General features: G+C 59.9%; 23 protein-coding genes and 1 tRNA gene. 16 read left to right on the top strand and 8 right to left on the bottom strand.

The features are described from left to right. Positions 1 to 58 precede the first annotated feature (58 nt). Positions 59 to 2,047, bottom strand: coding sequence for a TonB-dependent receptor domain-containing protein (locus ACUJ47_RS12010; RefSeq protein ID WP_445538622.1), 1,989 nt, complete (start codon positions 2,045 to 2,047; stop codon positions 59 to 61). 304 nt (positions 2,048 to 2,351) lie between these two features. Between ACUJ47_RS12010 and ACUJ47_RS12005 the strand changes: the two genes are divergently transcribed. Continuing rightward, a complete protein-coding gene (locus ACUJ47_RS12005) occupies positions 2,352 to 2,948 on the top strand; it encodes an outer membrane protein (RefSeq protein ID WP_445538621.1) in 597 nt (198 codons plus the stop codon). 104 nt (positions 2,949 to 3,052) lie between these two features. On the opposite strand, the gene ACUJ47_RS12000 is transcribed toward ACUJ47_RS12005, so the two are convergent. From ACUJ47_RS12000 to ACUJ47_RS11990, 3 genes are read right to left on the bottom strand one after another with little or no spacing between them, the layout of a single operon-like run. Beyond that, positions 3,053 to 3,808, bottom strand: a complete 756-nt coding sequence (locus ACUJ47_RS12000; protein WP_445538620.1) for a LytR/AlgR family response regulator transcription factor — start codon at positions 3,806 to 3,808, stop codon at positions 3,053 to 3,055. Continuing rightward, a complete protein-coding gene (locus ACUJ47_RS11995) occupies positions 3,805 to 4,980 on the bottom strand; it encodes a sensor histidine kinase (protein WP_445538619.1) in 1,176 nt (391 codons plus the stop codon). Before ACUJ47_RS11995 ends, ACUJ47_RS12000 begins: the two co-directional genes overlap by 4 nt. After that, entirely contained in the window at positions 4,970 to 5,728 is a 759-nt protein-coding gene (locus ACUJ47_RS11990; RefSeq protein WP_445538618.1) for a hypothetical protein, read from the bottom strand. The genes ACUJ47_RS11995 and ACUJ47_RS11990 overlap by 11 nt, the downstream gene beginning before the upstream one ends. 142 nt (positions 5,729 to 5,870) lie before the next feature. Here ACUJ47_RS11990 and ACUJ47_RS11985 point away from each other — a divergent pair, with 142 nt between their 5' ends. The 3 genes from ACUJ47_RS11985 to ACUJ47_RS11975 are packed head-to-tail and all read left to right on the top strand — an operon-like array spanning position 5,871 to position 8,465. Next, complete coding sequence (locus ACUJ47_RS11985) at positions 5,871 to 6,353, top strand: winged helix-turn-helix transcriptional regulator (protein WP_445538617.1); 483 nt, start codon at positions 5,871 to 5,873, stop codon at positions 6,351 to 6,353. After that, positions 6,350 to 7,804, top strand: coding sequence for an amidohydrolase family protein (locus tag ACUJ47_RS11980; protein ID WP_445538616.1), 1,455 nt, complete (start codon positions 6,350 to 6,352; stop codon positions 7,802 to 7,804). The genes ACUJ47_RS11985 and ACUJ47_RS11980 overlap by 4 nt, the downstream gene beginning before the upstream one ends. A 31-nt stretch (positions 7,805 to 7,835) precedes the next feature. Beyond that, positions 7,836 to 8,465, top strand: coding sequence for a glutathione S-transferase family protein (locus ACUJ47_RS11975; protein WP_445538615.1), 630 nt, complete (start codon positions 7,836 to 7,838; stop codon positions 8,463 to 8,465). A gap of 168 nt (positions 8,466 to 8,633) precedes the next feature. Here the strand turns inward: ACUJ47_RS11975 and yczE are convergent, their stop codons facing one another. Beyond that, the gene (gene yczE / locus ACUJ47_RS11970; RefSeq protein ID WP_445538614.1) at positions 8,634 to 9,275 is read right to left on the bottom strand and encodes a membrane protein YczE; all 642 of its coding nucleotides are present in this window, start codon (positions 9,273 to 9,275) and stop codon (positions 8,634 to 8,636) included. A 60-nt stretch (positions 9,276 to 9,335) separates the two neighbouring features. Here yczE and yczR point away from each other — a divergent pair, with 60 nt between their 5' ends. From yczR to ACUJ47_RS11940, 6 genes are all read left to right on the top strand, one after another. Then, positions 9,336 to 10,781: a MocR-like transcription factor YczR gene (yczR, locus tag ACUJ47_RS11965; protein WP_445538613.1), complete on the top strand. Its 1,446-nt coding sequence runs from the start codon at positions 9,336 to 9,338 to the stop codon at positions 10,779 to 10,781. 221 nt (positions 10,782 to 11,002) lie between these two features. Continuing rightward, positions 11,003 to 11,341 (top strand): ArsR/SmtB family transcription factor, encoded by a 339-nt coding sequence (locus tag ACUJ47_RS11960; RefSeq protein WP_445538612.1) that lies wholly within the window; start codon positions 11,003 to 11,005, stop codon positions 11,339 to 11,341. Beyond that, on the top strand, positions 11,341 to 11,811 hold the full coding sequence (locus tag ACUJ47_RS11955) for an ArsI/CadI family heavy metal resistance metalloenzyme (RefSeq protein WP_445538611.1): 471 nt from the start codon (positions 11,341 to 11,343) through the stop codon (positions 11,809 to 11,811). Before ACUJ47_RS11960 ends, ACUJ47_RS11955 begins: the two co-directional genes overlap by 1 nt. 8 nt (positions 11,812 to 11,819) lie before the next feature. After that, positions 11,820 to 12,881 (top strand): ACR3 family arsenite efflux transporter, encoded by a 1,062-nt coding sequence (arsB, locus tag ACUJ47_RS11950; protein WP_445538610.1) that lies wholly within the window; start codon positions 11,820 to 11,822, stop codon positions 12,879 to 12,881. Positions 12,882 to 13,059: 178 nt separating this feature from the next. Continuing rightward, the gene (locus ACUJ47_RS11945; RefSeq protein ID WP_445538609.1) at positions 13,060 to 13,497 is read left to right on the top strand and encodes a DUF983 domain-containing protein; all 438 of its coding nucleotides are present in this window, start codon (positions 13,060 to 13,062) and stop codon (positions 13,495 to 13,497) included. A gap of 133 nt (positions 13,498 to 13,630) precedes the next feature. Then, on the top strand, positions 13,631 to 14,113 hold the full coding sequence (locus ACUJ47_RS11940) for a pyridoxamine 5'-phosphate oxidase family protein (protein ID WP_445538608.1): 483 nt from the start codon (positions 13,631 to 13,633) through the stop codon (positions 14,111 to 14,113). A gap of 86 nt (positions 14,114 to 14,199) precedes the next feature. On the opposite strand, the gene ACUJ47_RS11935 is transcribed toward ACUJ47_RS11940, so the two are convergent. Continuing rightward, entirely contained in the window at positions 14,200 to 14,832 is a 633-nt protein-coding gene (locus ACUJ47_RS11935) for a tyrosine-type recombinase/integrase (protein WP_445538899.1), read from the bottom strand. Positions 14,833 to 15,205: 373 nt separating this feature from the next. Here ACUJ47_RS11935 and ACUJ47_RS11930 point away from each other — a divergent pair, with 373 nt between their 5' ends. From ACUJ47_RS11930 to terL, 3 genes are read left to right on the top strand one after another with little or no spacing between them, the layout of a single operon-like run. Beyond that, on the top strand, positions 15,206 to 16,762 hold the full coding sequence (locus ACUJ47_RS11930) for a site-specific DNA-methyltransferase (protein ID WP_445538607.1): 1,557 nt from the start codon (positions 15,206 to 15,208) through the stop codon (positions 16,760 to 16,762). Further along, a complete protein-coding gene (locus tag ACUJ47_RS11925; protein WP_445538606.1) occupies positions 16,755 to 17,177 on the top strand; it encodes a DUF5681 domain-containing protein in 423 nt (140 codons plus the stop codon). Before ACUJ47_RS11930 ends, ACUJ47_RS11925 begins: the two co-directional genes overlap by 8 nt. Further along, positions 17,170 to 18,585, top strand: coding sequence for a phage terminase large subunit (gene terL, locus ACUJ47_RS11920; RefSeq protein ID WP_445538605.1), 1,416 nt, complete (start codon positions 17,170 to 17,172; stop codon positions 18,583 to 18,585). Before ACUJ47_RS11925 ends, terL begins: the two co-directional genes overlap by 8 nt. Before the next feature lie 350 nt (positions 18,586 to 18,935). On the opposite strand, the gene ACUJ47_RS11915 is transcribed toward terL, so the two are convergent. Beyond that, positions 18,936 to 19,025 (bottom strand) — tRNA-Ser (locus ACUJ47_RS11915). Positions 19,026 to 19,184: 159 nt separating this feature from the next. Here ACUJ47_RS11915 and hspQ point away from each other — a divergent pair. Continuing rightward, positions 19,185 to 19,565, top strand: a complete 381-nt coding sequence (gene hspQ, locus ACUJ47_RS11910; RefSeq protein ID WP_445538604.1) for a heat shock protein HspQ — start codon at positions 19,185 to 19,187, stop codon at positions 19,563 to 19,565. Positions 19,566 to 19,574: 9 nt separating this feature from the next. Here the strand turns inward: hspQ and ACUJ47_RS11905 are convergent, their stop codons facing one another. Further along, a complete protein-coding gene (locus ACUJ47_RS11905; protein WP_445538603.1) occupies positions 19,575 to 20,468 on the bottom strand; it encodes an ABC transporter permease in 894 nt (297 codons plus the stop codon). 102 nt (positions 20,469 to 20,570) lie between these two features. On the opposite strand from ACUJ47_RS11905, the gene ACUJ47_RS11900 reads away from it, so the two are divergent. Further along, a complete protein-coding gene (locus ACUJ47_RS11900) occupies positions 20,571 to 21,254 on the top strand; it encodes a GcrA family cell cycle regulator (RefSeq protein WP_445538602.1) in 684 nt (227 codons plus the stop codon). Between the two features lie 60 nt (positions 21,255 to 21,314). Further along, a complete protein-coding gene (locus tag ACUJ47_RS11895; protein ID WP_445538601.1) occupies positions 21,315 to 21,845 on the top strand; it encodes a DUF1993 domain-containing protein in 531 nt (176 codons plus the stop codon). Positions 21,846 to 21,849 lie beyond the last annotated feature (4 nt).

Genomic DNA, 21,849 nt, shown 5'->3' with positions numbered 1-21,849 from the left:
AACAAGAGACTGGATATCCAGTTGATCGATCGCGGCATTTCTGGGCGGACGGCGCCGCTCAGATCGGCGTCGTCAACACGAGCCTGAACCGGCGTGGCGGCGTGTAGTTCAGCGTCTCCGAGTTGTTGACGTCCCATGAGTACTGGTTGAAGGCATTGAGTACCTGCAACCGCGCGACAAGATCGCGTCCGGCGATGCCAAAGCTTCGCCTGAGGCCTAGATTGAGAGTGGTCATGGGCTTGACCAACAATTGGCCGCCATCCGCCGCAAGCGCCGATCTGGCTGCTCGACTGCCGACATGGCTCAACGAGGCGTCCACGCTCATTCCTTTGGTTCCGGGAATTTTAAAGTCGGCGCTCAAAAGGCTGCGCACTTTCGGCACGCCGACCGGGCGGTTGCCCACGATGCGGTTGTCGACCGACGGTCCGCTCAGCTTTGGATCAATCAGTACACCGCCGGCGACGATCGTAAGCCCTGGTAGCGGGCGCGCCGATGCAGAAACCTCGATGCCGCGATGTCTGACCTGGCCCAGGAAGCCATATTCCCCTGACGCAGCATTGATACCCGCATAGGGCTTGTCGGTGTGAAAGGCTGCCGCGACCAGGTTGAACTTGCTGCTTGGAGACCAACGAAGGCCCAGTTCGCGCTGTGTTACAAGGATGGCTTCAAGAACTTCGTTGCGGTTGCTTGCGGCAAGCGGTGCGACTCCCGCCTCTTCGATCCCGCGAGCGTAACTTCCGTAGAGTTCGACCTTGTCCAGAATCCGCCATCCGGCCGCGGCATTGAACAGCCATGGGCTGGAACTGCTCTCCCTGACGATCCCGTCTGCTGCGCGAATACGCTTGCGGTAATCGCTCCGGAGCACGCCCAAATTGACGCGCAAATTTGTGCCGGCCACAGCCAGATAGGTCAGGCCGACGCCGTATTGGTCGACCGAATCCCGCAGTGCGGCCTCGTGATCGTCCAACTCCGGTGCAACGACACTCAAGGGGCGCTCTCCGAAGGCGGTTCGCCCCAGGTCGACCACCTGCGCACCGCCAATGCTGGCGCGCTGCACCCGGCCGCGAAGGGTAAGGTGGATCCGGTGCGCGACCTTGCCCGTCTGGCCGCCGGCATGAGCGCGAAGCTGCCCCGACCATGCGGTTGATCGCTGTTGCGGCGTGGCGACTACTTTGGCGTGAGCGGTCCCGTCTGGCAGCAGGTCCGAGAACAGTTGCAGGAAGGCCCGGGTCGGGTCATCCTGCGAGAAGACCAGTGTTGCTCCGCCGCCGATATCGTCGGTTTCGCCAAGGTCGAAGAGCGCGCCAGCTATGCGCCTCTGACCTCGTTCTCTGGCCCAATCCTGACCAAGGAACCGGCCCCGCTCGATCTCGGACGGTAGTTGTTCGGCGCCGGGCGACACCCGGAACTGGCCGGGGCGCTCATACTGATATTCTCCTGCGAACACGCGCGCGATGGCCCGACCCGATCCGATCCGCCCGCTGCCCGCGATCAGGATCGTGTCGCCGTAATTCCCTCCTTGAAGGTCGCGTACCTGAAATACGCGGCCAAGCCCCAGCGAATAGCTGTAGCGGTTCCGCCGATCGCGCCCCTTCAAATGCAGCTCTGCATAAGGCTTCAGATATTCGTCCAGTCCAAGGTTGATCACGCTCGGCTCGTCCGCGCCCGGGTCGCGCAAGCGATAGTCGACCACGCCCGATGGACCGGGCAGGACCGAACCCAGCGTGTTGGTGCCGATGCGGACCGTCGTATTCTCGAGGAAGAAGCTGCTGACTCCGGAATTCTTGACGAAATAGGTACCGTGCACGCGATAGTTTCCGGCCGCCTCGAGGCTGAAGCCCCTGACGGAGCTCTCATCGTAAATGCCTACGGCTTCATCGCCGGTGCGATAACCGAAGGCGTCTTCGGCTTCGGTGACCGGGTTTGCATTGGCCTGCGCAAAGGCCACGCCTGGGGCCAATCCCGCCAGAGCAATCCCGCTCAACAACTCTCGCTTCATCTTCCAGACTCCATAGTTCCGCGCTTCAAATTGCGCCGGCGGCGGCACTAGGAGGGTAAGTTCAGGGCGTCGTCCCGATGCTTGCTCTCAAACTTGAAAAAGGGGGCGTGAGGCCACGTTCATGCATGCCTCTTTGCCCAGGTGCCGCTCGGCCTGACATCTGGTTTTGACCTTCGTCGCAGCGATGGCCGGTTTCGTCGCATGGCGTCGCCATTGGGCGCGCGAGCGTGTGCGTTCGGATAAGTCTCGATGTGAAACCCTGGCGAAACTGACATTGCGCCGCTCGAAGGCCGGACCGTCCGGTGCTTCGAAGCCAGGCGGTCGTGAATGCCGCAGTTTTGAGGGTTCAAAGATGAAACAGTTGGTTATTGCTGCGCTGGCCCTGGGTGCCACTGCAACCCCTGCATTCGCGCAGGAAGAAAACGCGTTCGAAGGCCCGTGGGTCGGAGCAACCACCGGTTACGACAGCATCGGCGCCAATGACGGCACCGACAGCGGTTCGGAAGACGGCGTCGCATACGGCATTGCGGCTGGCTATGACATGAAGCTTGCCGGGATGATCTTCGGTATCGAAGCCGAACTCGGCGAAAGCTCGGTCAGCGCGCATGGCGCCGATATCATCGAGGCTGGCGACGAACTGCGCCTTTCGGCCGGTCGTGACATCTATGCTGGCATCCGCGTCGGCCTGCCGATCAGCAACCGGATGATGGCCTACGCCAAGGCCGGCTACACCGACCTGCGTTATGAAGCGGCCTACACGCTTGATGACGAAGTGACCAAATATTCGGCCACCAGCGGCGGCTATCGCCTGGGCGCCGGTATGGAATTCAAGATCGGCAAGCCCTTCGCTCGCATCGAATACCGTTATTCGGATTACGGTTCCTTCTCCGACAGCGATCTGGAAACCGATCGCCACCAGGTGATGGTCACCGCAGGTTTGCGCTTCTGAGTTAACTCCTCGCCCCCAACCCCTAACTCGGAAGCGTGCCCGCCCGGCTTTTGCCGGGCGGGCATTTTCTGTTGCCAGCGATGTGAGCAAATTGGATGCGGACATCAGTCCTGCTTCGCGCCGAGACGGCCAAGCACTTCCTTGACGTAGCTTGGCCCGACCTGGACGATCGCACCGTCGCGCAGCACGAGATTGAGGCTGCCCTTGCCCGGCCGCTCGAGCCGTTCGACCAGATCGGGCCTGACAAAGGCCGAACGATGTACCCGCATGAGTTCCCGCGGATCGAGTTTGGCCTCAAGCGAATTCATCGAGACACGGTGCAGATAGCTGCGCGTCGAAGTGTGCAGCAGCACATAATCCTTGGCGGCCTCGATCCAGTCGATCATCCCGACCTCAAGGCGAACCTGGCCCCCGCGCGTCGCTATCCAGACTTCCTTGAGGTAATCATTGCCGGATTGGTCCACGCCGGCAGACGAACGCTCGGTCTCGGCAAGCTTGATGCGACGCCGCGCGCGCGTCAGCGCCTGCCGAAGCCGGTCGAATCGCACAGGCTTGAGCAGGTAATCTGCCGCTTCGACATCGAACGCGTCGGGCGCGAAATGTTCGAACGCCGTTACGAAGATGATCTCCGGGCGATCGTCGATCGGCAGGTCCGAGGCAAGCGCCATGCCGCTGCCGCCCGGCATCTGTATGTCGAGGAACACGATATCGGGCCGGAACTGCTCGATCGCATCCTTCGCCTCCCTGGCGGTCGAGGCCGTGCCCACCACTTCAAGCTCGCCAATATCGTCGATGAAACCGTGCAGCCGGTCCAGCGCCAGCTGTTCATCGTCCACCAGCAGGGCCCTGAGCAACTTCACTGCCCGGCAACCCGGTAGGGTAGCCGGACGATCGAAAGGAATCCCGTTTCGCGCCGGATTGTCTCAAGCGAGGCGCCCGTCCCGTAGAGCGCCTGCAAGCGATCCGCCACGTTGCGCAAGCCGACCCCCGTCCCCGATTGGGCGCGGTGTTCAGTGCCGATGCTGTTGTCGACCAGCATGACCAAATGCTCGCCTTCCAGCGTCGCCTCGATCATGATCTCGACCGAACCTGCGTGTTCGGAGACTCCGTGCTTCACGGCATTCTCGATCAGTGGCTGGAGAATGAAGCTGGGCATTTCGGAATCGCGCAATTCGGGCGGGCATTTGTATTCCACCGCCATCCGGTCGCCGAAGCGGATGCGTTCGATATTGAGATAGGATTCGATCGTCTCGAGCTCCTGCTCGAGCGTCTGCGCGGCATTCGGATCGCTTGCGAGAGTGACGCGCAGGAAGTCCGACAGCTGCGACAGCATCTGTTCGGCGAGCTTGTTGCGCCCGGTCACTACAAGCGAGGAGATCGAGTTGAGCGTGTTGAACAGGAAGTGCGGATTGAGCTGGTAGCGCAATGCGGCGAGGTTCGCTGCATGCGCCGCGCCCTGCGCCCGTGCGGCGGCAAGCCGCGCAGCCTGGATTTCCGCTTCCTGCCGCCGGTTCCTCGAGAAGACCTCAAGGCTCCATGTCATCGCGGCGATGACAGCGAATTGCGAAATGAAGATCGCGAAATTGCCGAACCAGCGGGTCAGGTCCGAAACGCCGGGCTGGAACTCGCGCCCAAGCCGGCTGTCGATCATGTCGAAAATCGCAAGGTCGGCAAAACTCATCGCCACGCTCAATGCTATGGCAGCCGAAAAGACGATCGGTATCGCGTGGCGCCGCCTGAACCCGGTCGCCCAGATCACCGCAGCAAACAGTACGACCGACGCGAGCAGGCCCACCGCACCGACAATCGCGTGCGCCAGCATCGCCGGCCAGTCGATCTGCTGTGCGAATGTGATGAATGGCAAAGTGAACAAGGTGCTGCAGACCAGCCAGGTAATCGAAATCAGAAGCAGGATTTGCTTGCGTTCACCGCCTAGCGAAAGGAGCGCACGCTTCAGGAAGCCGGGATCGGGAGTGGCGGCGACCAGATGGTCCGACCCACCAGCTTTCCCGGAAGCGACCTTAGTCGTCATCAAGCGCACTGTTTGCAGGATCCCAGAATATTGCGAGCGCAACCGATGCAACGGCGATGGTTCGCGCCAGCCCTTCGTCGGCACCGTCGGAAACGAACATCACGGGCGATCCGTTGAGCTCGATTGCGCCGACCGGTCGGCCGTCTTGCTCGAAAACATATCCAATGGGATTGGCCATGGCGATTGGCGTTCCGACAAGCTTGTGTACGGAGCGGATTTGCACCGTTTCTCCGCCAAGGGCAATCTCGCCGTGGCGTTCGTTCTTCGAAAGCGCACCGGCCAGCCCGCGGCTGACCTCCTGCAATTCGAAGCGCGCGGGGAAGGGGCGCCCTTCGGCAGTGTACTCGCAGCGATAGGCCATCTTCTTCGGCTTGAATTCGGCGATCTCGAGATCGACCAGCCGCTCGGCGAAGCGGCAATTCGCTTCGATCGTGCTGCTGATCGCAGGGCCCTCGACCACATATTCGGCATGGCCATAGTTGCGTTCGAAAACGTCGAAGATGGCGAGCCGCTTTTCCGATCTTTCGAATTCGCCGCGATAAGCGCCAACGGCGAAGCGGCCCTTCGTGCCGCCGCCGATACCGCTGAAGGGAAGGCGCTCCGACGCCACATCGAGGCCGGACGGCATGCGCATCGCGGCCGGCTTGATGGCCGAACATCCGCCAGCAAGCATGGCGGCGAGTAGAATGATCGTGAAACGCATCGTGCGGCTCCAATTGCCGGGCATCCGTTGAGTGGGCCTGCCCATATTGAGCAGCCTCTCGCGGAGTTGGCCGCCGATTGCGCGAGCTAATCGCCCAAACCCGACAAACCCGCGACAAAACCACCCGCGCCACAATTAGCTGCCTTCAATAATTGACGCCAGCGAATCCGTGCGCTAAGTTCAAAAAATGAAGTTTGATGCGAACCCTCCGCCGCGCCAGCGCGCGCCGATAGCAACCTCCGACTGCGGCATGGCGATGTCTGCCAAATTGCTCGGCGACAAGTGGACGCTGCTGATCATGCGCGAAGTCTTCTATGGCGTTTCCTGCTTCGGCGACATTCAGGCGGACCTGGGCGTTCCTCCCGCAACCTTGCAGAAGCGCCTCGCCATGCTGGTGGACAGCGGCGTCCTCGAGCGTGTTCCTTACAAGGTCGAAACCGAACGCACGCGCGAAGCCTACCAATTGACCGAAGCCGGACGCGCCTTGCTGCCCGTCATCCTCGCGATGAAGGAATGGGGCGACAATGTCCTGCGCGACGACGACCCGCTGACGCGGTTGGTGAACAAGAAGACCGGCGAGCGGCTGAAAATCGGACTGGTCGATGCCAACGGACAAGCCGTGCCGCTGGACCAGGCGGAACTCCGGGCTATCAAGGGCCTCAATTCGTGAAACTGTTCTTCAAGCGCTCGCTTGCCGCGCTCTTGCTGCTGGCTCTACTCGCGGTGGCCATCTGGCTGCTGGTCTTCCGGGTTCCCGCTCCCCCTTCGCCTGCCTATGAGGCCTTCGCGCTCGAGGATGTGACGATCGTCAATCCGATGCTCGATCGAACCTCGCAAGCGAGGATCGAGGTGGAGGGCGGCAAGGTCGGATTGTCGGACGCAGGCACCAACCTGCCTGTGCTGGACGAATATCGCGGCAAGTTCGTCCTGCCCGGCTTCATCGACATGCACACCCATTTGCCGGGCGACAATTTGCTCAAGCTGACCCGGCACTATGGCCTGCTGCACCTGACGCATGGCGTGACGACCATTCGCAGCGCGGGCGATATCGACGGCACAGCGGATCCCGCGGCGAGGAAGCTGATCGGAAAGGACATTCCCTTCCCGAGCATGATCTCCTGCGGCCCGTTCGTTTCGAAGGGCAAGAAGGTCTGGCCCAATACGCTGCTAGTCGAGACGGTCAGCGACGCGGAGCGTGCGGTCGCCAGGGTCGCCGAAGGTGGCAATGGCTGCATCAAGGCATATGAAGGGCTAACACCCGAGCTGATCCGCGGGCTGATTGCCGCCGCCGATGCGCGCGGCATGCATGTGATCGGCCACGTTCCGGTCGAAATGACGCTGGAAAAGTCGGGCATTCCCGACGTCCAGCATTTCTTCGGTGTTCCCGACCCTTCGACGCTCGACGGGCATGAAGTGACCTATCGCAATGGCGATTGGTCGGATGTGGGAGCCGAACGGCTCGACGCCGTGCAATCCCATATCCTCGCCAAGGGGATCCGGAACACTCCGACCATCGCGACGCTCGAAGGCTTTCAGGGGCTTACCGATCCTGCGGTGGCGTCGCGCAGGTCCAAGGCTTTGCTGCCCTCGTTCTTCGCCGATGTGGTGTGGAATTCGAAAACGGGCCTTCCGGTCTACCGCGGGCTGGAAAAGGAACGCTTCGCACAGGCCGCCGGTGCGCTTGCGCTCAAGCAGCAATTGGTGAAGCGCCTGTCCGACCAGGGAGCCGTGCTCCATATCGGGACCGATGCGGGCCAGCCATTCACCGCGCCCGGCTGGTCATTCTGGCGGGAAATGCGCCTGTTCGAAAAGGCGGGGGTGGCTCCTGAACAGGTGCTGGCCTACGCCACCAATGTGGCGGGCACATCGCTTGGCAATGGGGCGGGCCGCATCGCACAGGGATCGCAGGCCGACCTTCTTATCTTCGGCCGGGATCCGACGCAGTCGCTCGGTGCGCTGGACAGCCTCGAGGCAGTCGTCCTGCGAGGAAAGCTCTACACACGCGCGGAACTCGAGCGCGCGGTGCGCCAGTCCCTGGAGCATTACGAGGCGTGGCCGCTGCGCGCCATTGCAGCCAAGGCGGCACAGCGCACCGTGGACGAAGCCGCGCGCAATTTCTGACGACCCCGGAAAGGGAAGGGATCATCCGGCCATGCGAAAGCTCTACTATTCACCCGGCGCATGCTCGCTTGCGGTGCATATTGCGCTCGAGGAAATAGGCATTCCATTCGAAGCGATCAGGGTCGCAATCAGGGAAGGTGCGCATCAAACGCCCGATTATTTGGCTCTCAATCCGCATGGCCGCGTGCCGACCCTGGTCGAGGACGGCTTCGTACTGACCGAAGCGCCGGCCATACTGCATTATCTCGGCCACCTTGGCGGGCAGGCGCAACTGCTGGACCTCGACGACCTTCAGGCGCTCGGGAGAACCGCGCAGCTCCTGAATTTCTTCACCTCAACCGTGCATGTCGCATTTGCGCAGCTTTGGCGGTCCGAACGGTTCGCCAGCAGCCAGGACGCACGGCTTGAGATCGAGCAGGATGCGCTCGAAACCATCAGGCGGCATTTCGATGAACTCGAAGAATTGGCCAAGGCGGGCGATTGGCTCGTCGGGGAGCGCTTTTCGATCGCCGATCCCTACATGCTGGTATTCTACCGTTGGGGCGGGCTTGTGGGGATCGACATGAGCCAATACCCCGCATGGACCGCGCACAAGGACAGGATGCTGGCGCGCCCTTCGGTGCAAAGAGCGCTGGCCACCGAAGAACTGCACATCGACTAGGCCATCGGCAGAAGACACGATCGTCCTGAATGCAAAGGGACTCTTGAGGGCATCAAACGCGATGGTTTGAGCTATCGCTAATGTCCGCCTTTCACCCAGTACCAGCCGGTTGGCCTTCGACCCAAAAGGCGGGCTTTCCGCCTTCTTTTCCTATCAATCAAACACGGATCATTCCTGTGGGATCAAGGGCTGACCGCAATCCTGGGTTTGGCACGAAACCAATACCAGTGGTTTGTTATCCGGAATCGTGAAGAACGGAAGCGTGCGATGGACAATTGGACCTATCGCTAGAGCATAGATCACCGTGCCGACTCCGGCGGTGCCTCCAAGCATCCAGCCGATGGCCAAAACCAGCAGTTCGATACTTGTCCGGATAAGGCGAACCGAGCCTCCAGTGCGCTTGACCAGCCCGGTCATCAGGCCGTCACGTGGGCCTGGGCCAAGGCCTGCACCGATATATGCGCCGCCAGCGATTCCATTGAGGAGAATCCCGGTGATGAGCATCACCCAGGCCCACGAAATGCTCGAAGCCTGTGGAAGTAGCCAAAGGCCGAAGTCGGCAAAGATGCCAATCATGAAGACATTGCTGATCGTGCCGATGCCCGGTCGTTGGCGAAGCGGCACCCAAAGGAGCAGTACAGCGGCACCGGTCAAGATGATGACTGTGCCGATGCTGACGCCCGAATGGTCCGAAACGCCCTGGTGAAAGACGTCCCACGGATTGCCGCCAAGGCCCGATCGGATGACAAAGCCGATGGACAGGCCATAGAGCGCGAGGCCGAGGAATAGCTGGATCAATCTGCGAATCATGCCAGGCATTTCGCCCAAAGTGGTATTGATTTAAATAGCCACTTTTGCGACAGTGGACTGATGTCGACACGCAAGATTGGCCCCGCTTCGCTCGCCCGACTGATGGGTGGATGGCATAGGGTAGGTGGGAAGGTGCCCGCGTATCGCCAAATCCAGCACGCACTGCGCCTGCTGATACTTGACGGTCGCTTGCCAATTGGAGTGCGCCTCCCCGGGGAACGTCATTTGGCCGAAGTGCTTGGGGTGAGCCGCACCACAATTGGTGCAGCCTATGCCGGACTGCGCGATCTTGGCTTCGTTGTCAGTCGCCACGGATCGGGGAGCCTCACGCGCCTGCCCAGTGAGGCCAAGCGGCTGCCGGACGAGGCGCATGATGATTCCCTGATGGAGTTCTCCATTGCCGCGCCTCCGGCTCCAAAGGAAATCCATGCTGCCTACACGAGCGCCCTTGCCGAGCTACCGATCTATCTGCCTGCACTAGGCTATGAGCCGGCGGGTCTTGTTGGGCTCAGGCAGGTGATCGCCGACCGCTATGTCCGTCGTGGGGTGCCAACAGCACCTGACGAAATTCTCGTCACGCAGGGCGCGCAGCATGGACTGGTATTGGCTCTCAGTCTTTTGTCTCGTCCGGGCGACCAGGTTGTCGTCGACCAGCCGACCTACCCAAAGGCGCTCGACGCCATCGCCAATGCCTCCTGCCAGGCAATTCCTGTGCCGTTGCCGCCGTCTGGCTGGGACATCGAAATGTTAGACGCAACACTTAGGCAGACCGGCGCACGCATCAGTTATCTCATCCCTGATTTCCATAATCCATCGGGCCGATGCATGAATGAGTTCAGCCGAGCGGCGCTTGCGAAGATCATGGTCGATCGCGGTTGCAATCTCATTGTCGATGAAACCATGGCCGACCTCTGGCTCGACCAAGGGCCTCCGTCTCCCGTCGCCCATTTCGATCGAGGGGGCAAGATCATCAGCCTCGGTTCGATGAGCAAAAGCTATTGGGGCGGCATGCGGATCGGCTGGGTGCGAGCAGACCGCGACATAATTCGTGCCATGGCTTTGCATCGATCGAGCCACGACATGGGGGGACCGGTTCTGGAGCAGTTGGCCGCGATGTCCTTGCTGCGCAACGAAGAATCAAGTCTTCCCGATAAGCGGGATCAAATCCGGCGTCAGCGCGATCACCTGCTCGCTCTGTTAGGAAGGAAATTCCCAGATTGGAACTTCGAAAACCCGCAGGGCGGCCTGTCAGTCTGGGTGGAGTTGCCAGTCCCTGTCGCTATCGCGCTGACCGCTGCGGCGCGTGAGCAAGGGCTACGAATTGCACCCGGCAGCAGGTTCGGTGTCGATGGCGCACTCAATCGCTTCCTGCGCTTACCATATTCCCTGCCTGAGAGCAGTATCGATGTCGCAGTCGAACGGCTATCCTGCGCATGGGACAATGTGGCAAATGGCAAGTGTCGGACGACCAAGCTTGATCCGGATAATCTGACATCCGCCATTTAGGCGTCAGGTGGCGATCGTCATTAAAGCAGGCATCAAACAGAGTTGGCTCTTCGCCCGCATTCCACCCAATTTCTGACATTAGGGCACTGAGAATGGGGAATGCCCGCTAGCGACCTAATTGCGGAACCTTATTGTGCATCACCTCATTGAGCGGATTTCCACTATTGACTCGCCAACAATGCTTCGATATTTTAATATTTATCGAATCATAGGAGTAAGAAATGGAAGCCGATCGCGTGATCCGTGCCCTGTCTGCCCTGGCACAGGAGCATCGCCTCGCTGCATTTCGCCTGCTGGTGCAGGCTGGGGAGCGGGGAGTGGCCGCGGGCGTGCTTGCTGAAAAGCTGGACGTGCCCCCTTCCTCGATGAGCTTCCACCTCGCCCAGCTCGCCAATGCCGGGCTGATTACCCAGCGGCGCGAAAGCCGCTCGATCATCTATTCGGCGGACTATGCCGCGATGAATTGCCTGATGGGCTTCCTTACCGAGAATTGCTGCGGCGGCGTTTCCTGTTCCGAGGATGCCGCATGCCTTCCTTCCCCTGAACGAAAGAGCGCCTGATGAAACGTTTCCATGTGCATGTCGGTGTGACTGACCTCGACAAGTCTGTTGCATTTTATTCGAGTCTGTTCGGTGCCGAACCCGCTGTGGTGAAGGCCGACTACGCAAAGTGGATGCTCGACGATCCACGCATCAACTTCGCGATCTCGATGCGCGACGACGCCAGAAGGGGCATCAGGCATCTCGGTTTACAGGTCGAGGACAAGGCCGAACTCGAAGAGGTCTATGGCCAGCTAAAGGCCGCCGATCGCCCCGTGCTTGAGGAAGGGGCAACCACCTGCTGTTATGCGCAATCGGAGAAGAGCTGGATTGCCGATCCCGATGGCGTTGTGTGGGAAGCGTTTCTGACCGAAGGCGAAAGCACGGTCTACGGCGGCAGCCCCGATTTCGAGCAATTCGTCGAGGACGGATCCGCTTCTGGTGCCTGTCAGGAACCACAAGCCGCCGCGCCACAGCCTGCCTGCTGCTGAGGGCGCCGATGTCCGCCGAAGTTGGTGCCCGCGCGGCGGGTCTTGGCCTGTTCGAAAAGTGGCTTTCGGTTTGGGTCGGCGCGGCGATCCTCGGCGGAATCACGCTGGGCAATATCGCCCCTGATATCTTCGCTTCGCTGGCTTCGATCGAGTATGCCTCGGTCAATCTTGTCGTTGCGATACTGATCTGGGCGATGATCTTCCCGATGATGGTCGCAGTCGATTTCGGCGCGGTGCGCCGGGTCGGCGACAAGCCGAAGGGCCTCATCATCACATTGGTCGTCAACTGGCTGATCAAGCCCTTCACTATGGCAGCGCTGGGCGTGCTGTTCTTCGAGCTCGTGTTCGCCGATCTGATCGCTCCCGCCGACGCGCAGCAGTATATCGCAGGGCTGATCCTGCTGGGTGCGGCTCCGTGCACCGCGATGGTGTTCGTGTGGTCGCAACTGACCAAAGGCGATCCAGCTTATACTCTGGTCCAGGTCGCGGCGAACGATCTCATAATGATCGTCGCCTTTGCCCCCATAGTCGCGCTGCTGCTCGGCGTTGCCGATATCACCGTGCCGTGGGAAACGCTGCTGCTCTCGGTTGCACTCTATGTAGTGATACCGCTCGTCGCCGGCGTATTCGTGCGCCATCGATTGCTGGCCAACCATGGCGGCAGCGAAATTGCGGTTTCGGACTTTACGGCGCGAATGAAGCCGCTCTCCATCATCGGCCTGCTAATGACGGTGCTGCTCCTGTTCGGATTCCAGGCCGAAACCATCGTAGCGCGCCCTCTGCTGATTGCGCTGATCGCTGCGCCGATCATCATCCAGAGCTACGGCATCTTCCTGATCGCCTATGGAGCTGCAAAGGCTTGGAAGGTGCCACACTCGGTAGCTGCGCCTTGCGCACTCATTGGGACGTCGAACTTCTTCGAGCTTGCAGTCGCTGTGGCGATTGGCCTGTTTGGTCTCGGCAGCGGAGCGGCGCTGGCGACGGTCGTCGGAGTGCTCGTCGAAGTGCCGGTCATGCTGTCGTTGGTGGCGATCGCAAACCGGACACGGGGCAGCTTCCAGTCGAACTAACCTAGAAGCAGAATGTCAGCTTTCCACCCAATAGCGGTCGCTCGTACTAGCATGTGCTTTTTGCAACCCTAGTGAAAAATAATCCGTTTGCGCCCCACTTTTGCAGGAACAATGGGAGGCAGGAGGGGCCGTGCCTTATTTTGCGGTTTATGGCCGTGACACTGCTGTTTGGAGGTAAATGGTGCAACTTGAAGAAGGCGAGAAGGCGGCGTGGATTTTCAAGTCTGGCTGGAAAGGTCTGTGCCCGCGGTGCAGCGAAGGAAAAATGTTCAAATCCTGGCTGAAGGTAAGCGATGAATGTGAGGTTTGTGGCCTCGACTATAGATTTGCATCGCCAGATGACGGTCCGGCGTTCTTTTCATTGACGTTCGTAGCGTTTCCTCTGCTGTTCCTAGTTGTCTGGCTTCAGGTTCTGTGGGAGCCGCCACTAGCTGCCTTGCTCGCAATCGCGATTCCACTCATGAGCTTAGGCTGCTTGCTTCCGCTTCGCCCCATCAAAGGGTGGTTAGTTGCATCGCAGTTCATAAATCGATCGGTTGAGGCTGGAACTGAGAAGCTTTGGGCGGATATGCATAAGAGAGAGGACGAGATTAGGCGCAACAAACCTGAAGAATAATGCGCAGCAAGCCTCCGCTTTCCACCCATTGGTGGGCGTTGCTGCCATTTGTGTCCTCGACACTTACGGCATGGCAATTTGGAAATGCTATAATCGATTGTCTGACATGTCAGTCTAGAAGGCCAACTCTGTCATGATCCGAGAAACGCAAAAAATCTCATCCATGCTAGACTCTGCACTCCGATCGTCTGTGCTGTGCTGGCTTGCAACAGTGAACACGGAAGGACAGCCCAATGTCAGTCCAAAGGAGCTGTTCTGTCGGGCTGGTGACATGTCGCTGTTGATTGCAAATGTCGCGTCTCCCATGTCTGTCGCAAACATCCGATCTAACCCATTGGTATGTGTGAGCATGATTGATGTGTTCGCGCAACTTGGTGCGAAATTCGTTGGACGTGCGCGGATAGTTCGTTCGTCAGATCCCGAGTTTGGACTTCTCTCGCCGCCACTGCTTCGCATGGCGGGCCCCAACTTTCCGGTCCACGCCTTAATCAAGATCGATGTGGAATCAGCTGCGCCAATACGTGCGCCAAGCTATTCCATTTTCCCAGAACGTAGCATCGAAGAGCAAATCGAGCGGGCCTACGTTCGCTATGGCGTGGCGCGCAGCGCCAGCTAAACTGTATCGATCAATACAAATGGGCAATGTCCGCTCTCCACCCAAGAGCGGACGCCAGCCCATAACGAGCTGGCGCCCAACAACAGTCAGATTTCAGTCTTCTCGGCTAAGGTGAGGGCATCTTCTATGTCGACGCCCAGGTAGCGGACGGTATTCTCGATCTTGGAGTGCCCGAGCAGGATCTGTATCGCCCTGATGTTGCCTGTCGCTTTGTAGATAATCGAGGCTTTGGTTCTACGAAGCGAATGGGTTCCGTATTCTTCCGGCCGCAAACCTATCGCATCAACCCACTCATCGACCAGTCGAGCATATTGGCGGGTGCTGAGATGTCGCGCGTGATCGATGCGGCTCGGAAAGACAAAGTCTTCGACCCCACCTGCTCGGCGTTCAAGCCAAGCAAACAAGCTGGCCCTGGCGTCTGATGCGATTTCAAATTGAACTGGCCGGCCGGTCTTTTGCTGAGTGATCGTCGCCCGCGTCCTGACTTCCGGGCCAACAACCAGATCCCCGATCTTGAGCGCGACGAGATCGCAGCCTCTCAACTTGCTGTCGATCGCCAAATCAAAGAGGGCTCGATCCCGAATACGTTTCTCGCGATCGAGGAAGAACCGGATCGCCCAGATCTGTTTCTGATTGAAGGGACGCTTTGGGCCGATCTTGGCACCAAAGTTCCATGGTACACGGTTCTGCGCCGCTGGGTCATATTGTGAGTATGTCATCTTCATTCTCCTTGGCCGGAATGGCCGCAGAGACGGTCCGCTTTTGGGAACTAAGAAATCGGAAGCCTACGTCTTGGATTGGGACGCAAAGCCGACCTTGTCGCTATGCTCACCACCTCCGATGCAGCGCTCGAAAGCCGTTAAACTGATGCGCTGAGCCTGAGGCTGTAAAAACCACTTGCAAGCGGCAGGCACTTGTGGCTCGTTAGTAGTACATCGACCTGAGACGGTATTTGTCACTGAGCTTCCAGCTCAATCGCAAATGGATGTAGGCCCCTAAGTCATGGGGTCAGGTCCTGAAACTCCCGCGTGGAGGCAGGACCAACTGTGCACTCAGCTCCTCCTCCGCCGGAACCAACGGACGGAGGAAATTATGAATAGCCAGGACCATCCCAAGAAAGCCAGCCCGTCGGCCGCAAAGGCCAGCGACATTTCGACAACAAGCAAAACACCCTCCGGCGGCAGCAAGAAGCCTGCTGCCAAGCGCAAGATGTTAACTGACAGGATGAAAGAGCAGCTGCAGGAAAAGTCTCGCGCCCGGCGAAAGGGACAGGCGGCGAAGGCAAGGGTCGTTGGTGCTGCGTCCCGCCCCGCGCGCAACGACATCCAGCCTAGTCTTGTCGTCATTGAAAAGCCCCTTTCCGACCTTCGGCCCTCGCCAAATCGAACGCGCATCACTTTGCCCGACCAACTCGAGAAAGTGATTTCGTCGATCCGTACATTCGGTTTGGTGATGCCCGTGCTGATCGATCAGAATGATGTGGTCGTATCCGGCCACATCCTGTGCGAGGCGGCAGAGCGGCTCGGTTTCGAAAGTGTTCCCTGCATCTCGGTCGAACATCTAGACGAGGCAGAGATCGAGGCACTCGCACTTGCCCTCAATCGCGTCGGTGAGACAGGCGCGTGGGACACGGACCTGCTGCGCGAACAGATGATCAGGCTCGAGTCAGCCGGTATCGAGCTCACAAACACCGGCTTCACCCTGCCCGAGATCGACCAGATCACGACCCTGTCCGAACCCCCAGGGAGTGATAGCGGTGAGGACGAACTTGAGTATGATGAAGGCAGTGCGCCGGTCGTTTCACTGCTCGGCGATATCTACCAGCTGGGCGTCCATCGCCTGCATTGCGCCGACGCACTGGAGATGGACTCGTATGTGCGCCTCCTCGCCGGCGAGCTTGTCCAGTGCATCTTCAGCGACCCGCCTTACGGCTGCGGGATCGAAGGCTTTGTGAGCGGGCTTGGCCAGCACAAGCATGAGGACTTCCTGATGGGTGCTGGCGATATGGATCGCGGGGAGCTCCAGGAATTCTTCAAGAACTATCTGGGCCACTGCAAAGCGAACAGCTCAACCGGCGCTATTACCTTCGCGTGCATGGACTGGCGGCAGATTGACCCGCTTCTGCTCGCCGCGATGGATATTGGCCTTACGCGCAACAACATTGTTGTATGGGACAAGGGTTCTGGCGGTATGGGTGGCCTCTACCGCAACGCGCATGAGTTCGTTGCGGTCTTCTGCAATGGCAAGACCCCTGCCACCAACAACATCCGGCTCGGCAGGCATGGGCGCGATCGCTGCAACATCTGGCGCTATCCTGGCGCAAACCGGCCGGGGTCTTCCTCGGCCAAGGCATTGGCTGACCACCCCACACCCAAGCCAATTCCGTTGGTTGAGGATGCCCTGCTCGATGTCACCAATCGCGGAGATATCGTGCTGGATCCGTTCATGGGATCAGGCACCACCATCCTTGCTGCCGAGAACACCGGGCGTATCTGTCGCGGCATCGAACTCGATCCCAAATATGTGGACCGGACGATCCGCCGCTGGGAGCGCGAGACGGGTATACCAGCCATTCACATCGAGACCGGGCTGACTTTCGACGAACTTACAAGGGTTCGCCTGTCGGAAGGGGAGAAAAGCCATGGCTAAGGGCCCCTACAAGAAGCCATCCAAATGGGCCAAGGGCAAGACCGACCCTGACAGCTGGTGGAAGAAGGGCGAGCCCTCCCCCAATCCCAAGGGACGCCCGAAGGGTTCGAAGAACCAGAAGACACTATGGAAGGAGGCGGTCCAGAAGAAGATCACCGTCAATTTCGACGGTGAGACCCAGAAGATGACCAAGCAGGAGCTGACCTATCATCAGCTCGCCCAGAAGGCCGCATCCGGCGACCTCAAGGCTATCGCCATGCAGATGAGCCTCGATGAGAAGTTCGACCCTGGTGAGAATATCCCTCCAACCAAGGCGGAATCCGCTGCCGACTTCGATACCTTCGATCAGTGGTTCAAACTGCGAGAGACATTCAAAGTCTTCAAACAATCAGACGAGGAGGAAAACAATGGCTGATCCGTTCGAACTGCGCCGGATCGTCGATGACCTTTGCCGCAAGGACTTCTTTGCCTTTGCCATTCGCGCCTTCCCGATCCTCGAGCCTGGCAAGCTCTATATGGACCCGCATATCGCGATCATCTGCTTCCTTCTGATGAAAATCTTCAGAGGCGATGTCAGACGAGCGCTCGTCTGCATCCCGCCGCGCTATCTCAAGACCTACCTGATCTCGATTGCCTATCCAGCCTGGCTGCTCGGCCAGGATCCCAAGACGCGGATCATCTGTGCTTCCTACGGCACAGACCTCGCCGAGAAGTTCAGTGGTGACTGCCTAAAGCTCATGAAATCACCATTCTACAAACGCGTATTCCCCAACACCCATCTCGATCCCAAGCAGCAGAACAAGACCGAGATAGGGACCACGATGGGCGGCTACCGCTTTGCCACATCGACCGGGGCAACGCTAACTGGCCGAGGTGCCGACGTGATCATCATCGATGATCCGATCAAGGCGAGCGAGGGTCACTCGCCTACCGCCCGCGCCAAGTGCATCGAGTGGTTCAAATCGACCATCCACACGCGCTTCAATCACCCCAAGAAGGGCAGGTTGATCGTCGTGGCGCAGAGGCTCCACCAGGAGGACCTGCCCGGTCACATCATCGAGACCGGAGGCTGGACCGAGCTGATCCTGCCGGCGATCCAGCCGACAACCCAGGTTTTCGACATTGTTGAGGGTGGCCTCAAGGTCCGCTTCAAGGCCGGCCGCGTCCTTCAGCCCGAGCGCCACGACTTGAAGGATCTTGAGCAGCTCAAGAAGGACATGGGCGAGTTCGACTTCGAGGCCCAGTTCAACCAGAGCCCACTGCCGCCGGGAGGAGCGATCATCAAGGAGCAGTGGATCCGGCGCTACGATAAGCCGCCCAAGCCGTCCCAAACCATGGCCATCGTCCAGAGCTGGGATACGGCCTATGAAGGCGATGAGGAAAGTGCCTGGAGCGTATGCACCACTTGGGCGATGTGTCCAGACGGCTTCTATTTGCTCGATGTCTGGCGGGAACGGCCCAGCTTTCCTGACCTCGTAAAGGCGGTCTACAAGCTCAAGGCAAAGCACAAGGCAAGGCTCGTGATCGTAGAACAGAAGGCCAGTGGCATCAGCCTCGTCGAGACTATCCATGATCTTGATGGTCAAAAGTGGCTGGTCAATCTCTTGCCGTCCAAAGGCAAGGTTGAACGTACCGAGCAGCAGGCTGTGAAGTTCGAGCAGGGAAAGGTCTGGTTACCTGAAGAGGCCCCCTGGCTTCCTGCTTTTGAAGCCGAGCTCTTCAGTTTTCCCCACTGCAAGTTCAAGGACCAGGTCGACTCAACCGTCCAGTTCCTTGCCGCGACCGATTATCACAAGTTCAAAATGCTCCTGAAACACCTCTGACCTTCGCCTGAAAAGCCAAGCCCTCGTTAGCCCGATCTGCAAGCGCAGGCCGGCTTTTTCGTGTTCTGGCGCATACCCATCTCCCGCCAACCAACTGTTCTCTCTGGTGAAAGGGAGCCGCCAGTGCTCGCTTTCCGTGTTCTTTTTGTGATTTTCCGTGTTTTTAGGCCGTTAACACGGAAAGATCCCAATCCGGTACCACGCAAATGGCCCACAGAGAAAACCGGCCGAACGGGCTGAAAATCTCTCCGCATTCCGCTCTCTGTGGTACGGGTTCGCAGCCGCAATCCCGCAGAACTGCGAGGTTCTGAGGGGTCAATTCTCAAAGGTCGGGAAAAGACAAGACTAGGTGGCGGAGAGGGAGGGATTCGAACCCTCGATAGAGTTACCCCTATACCGCATTTCGAGTGCGGCGCATTCGACCACTCTGCCACCTCTCCGCATGTCGGGTGCGCTTGCGGGCATGGGCCCAGGTCGAAGCGAGCGCGCCGGTTAGCCGAAGCCCCGCTCCTTGCCAAGCCCCAATTCGCGCCAAAACTGGGGACGATGCATCGCACGCATCTTGTTTCGCACCTGCAAAAACCCATATCCTGCGAACTATGGATCGCGCTGTGTTCTTTTCCAGCCAGGCGGGCCGCAACATTGATGCCCCGCGCCACGTCAAAACCCGCTTCGGGATCGGTGAGATCGTGCGCCACCGCATGTTCGATTTTCGCGGGGTAATCTTCGACATCGACCCGGTCTTCGCCAATAGCGAAGAATGGTACCAGGCTATCCCCGAAGAGATCCGCCCGGATCGCGACCAGCCGTTCTATCACTTGCTGGCAGAGAACGAGGACTGTTCCTACGTCGCCTATGTCAGCCAGCAGAACCTGCTGCGCGATACGAGCGGCGGCCCGATTGACCATCCGCATATCGCGCAGCTGTTCGAACAGTTCGATGGCGGGCGCTACCGCATGCGGCGCGCCTTGACCCACTAGGTCTGAGGCTCAGTCCTTCAGCTTCCAGCCGGACTTGAGCACGCGATACACCACATAGGCCATCGCCAGGTTGAGCACGCCCAAGCCAAGCGCGGCCTGCACGATTGCGCCGCTACCTTCGCCGATATCGCTTTCGCCCAGGAAGCCATAGCGGAAGCCCGAAATCACGTAGAAGAAGGGGTTGGTGCGGCTGATCCCCTGGAACACGCCGTGGAGGTTGTCGATCACGTAGAAAGTGCCCGACAGCAGCGACAGCGGAGCGATCACGAAATTGGTGATCGCTGCGTTGTGATCGAATTTCTCGGACCAGATGGAAGTGGCGAGGCCCATCACGCTGAGCATGATCGCGCCCATCAGGCCGAACCAGATCACCGCCCACCAGTGCTCGACCCCAAGATGCACGCCCGGCCACAGCAGCATCGCCGCGGCCACGGTGCAACCGACCATCACCGCACGGGTCACCGCCGCGGCCACGATTCCGGTCATCAATTCTCCGGGCGAGAGCGGCGGCATCAGCAGGTCGATAATGGTCCCCTGGATCTTGCCCGAAAGCAGCGAGAAGGACGAATTGGCGAAGGCATTCTGCATCATGCCCATCACGATCAGCCCCGGCGCGACGAAGCTGGCGAAGGGCACGCCGAGCACCATGCGCCCTTCGCGGCCCAGCGCCACGGTGAAGATCACGAGAAACAGCAGCGTGGTGACCGCCGGAGCCCAGATTGTCTGCGTCTGGACCTTGAGAAACCGGCGCACCTCCTTCATATAGAGGCTCCACAGCCCGATGCGGTTGATACCGGTGATCACCGGTTCGCCGCGGGGCTGAAAACGGGTCCCTTCGCCCGAGACTTCGCTATCGAGGGGTGCCTCCGGAACGGGGCTGGCTGCAGGTGCTTGATCGGCCATGCATGGGCGACTAGTGCGATGCGGCGGCTGTGACAAGTCGGGCGATGCGATCGCCCCGCTGTTAGACGATGCGGGGGCAGGCGAACAGGAAATGGAATTTCGATGAGTTGGACTGACGAGCGTATCGCAACGCTGAAGAAGATGTGGGAAGGCGGCGCCACCGCCAGCCAGATTGCCGACGAACTTGGTGGCGTGAGCCGCAATGCGGTGATCGGCAAGGCGCACCGCCTGGGCCTGAAATCGCGCCCGTCGCCGGTGAAGGCCAATGAACAGCCCAAGGCGGCTGCGAGCAAGCCTGCGGCCAAGGCTGCAGTCGCAAAGAAGCCGGCGGCCAAACCCGCGGCGCCCAAGCCTGTGGCCAAGCCGGTTGCGAGCGCGCCCGCTTCGACCGCGAGCGCGAGCCAGGCAGCGATCCCGTCGCAGCCGATCCCCAATCCGACAGCCGACCTGCCCAAGATCGTTTCGGTCGGCCCGGGCGGCTTCCTGCGCCAAGGCCCCGGCGAACAGCAGGCGCCGATCCCGCCGGCCCCGCCGCGCCGGCTGGTGCCGGCCAAGCCGAGCCCGGAAATCGCCGACAAGACGAGCCTGCTCGATCTGTCAGACAAGGTCTGCCGCTGGCCGATGGGCCATCCGGGAGAGCCTGACTTCCATTTCTGCGGCGAGCAGGTGAACCCCGGCTATCCTTATTGCGTCGACCATTGCGGGCGCGCCTACCAGGCGCAGCTGCCGCGTGGCGCGCGCAGACCACCTCCGCCGCTGCCCTTCGGCGGTCCGCGAGTACGCTGATACAAAGAACAAAGGGCCCGGCAGTCGCGCGATTGCCGGGCCTTCTTGCAACCGGAGAGAATGACCATGGCCCTTTCGCTTTACGACGCATTCGTTCCCAGCTGCCAGCAGATCCTTGGCGGCGTCGCCAATCTCATCGACAAGGCCGAAGCCCATGCCAAGGAGCAGGGGCTGGACGATGCCGAACTGATCGAGGCGCGGCTGGCCGAAACCATGTGGCCGCTGCCGTGGCACGTGCGCAGCTGCTGGGTCCATTCGGCCTTCGTCATCGACCTGCTTCCGACCGGCGAGTTCTCACCCGATTTCACCGACATCCCGGGCAGCTGGGATGCGATGCGCGCGCAAATCGCCGCAGCGCAGCAGGGCCTCGCCAGCGTGACGCCCGAACAGCTCGAAGCTGTGGCCGACCAGACCGTTGGCTTCGTACTGGGCGGAAAGCGGCTGATGGAATTCACTGGACAGAACTTCCTGCTGAGCTTCAGCCAGCCAAATTTCTATTTCCACGCCACCACCTTCTACGACATCCTGCGGATGAAAGGTGTGCCGATCGGCAAGCGCGACTATATGGGCGTACCGCGCTTCAACGGCTGAAGAG

Source organism: Altererythrobacter sp. Z27 (genome assembly GCF_052683155.1).
Note: the sequence above shows the minus strand (reverse complement) of the source record. Positions and strands in the feature narration are given on the sequence as shown.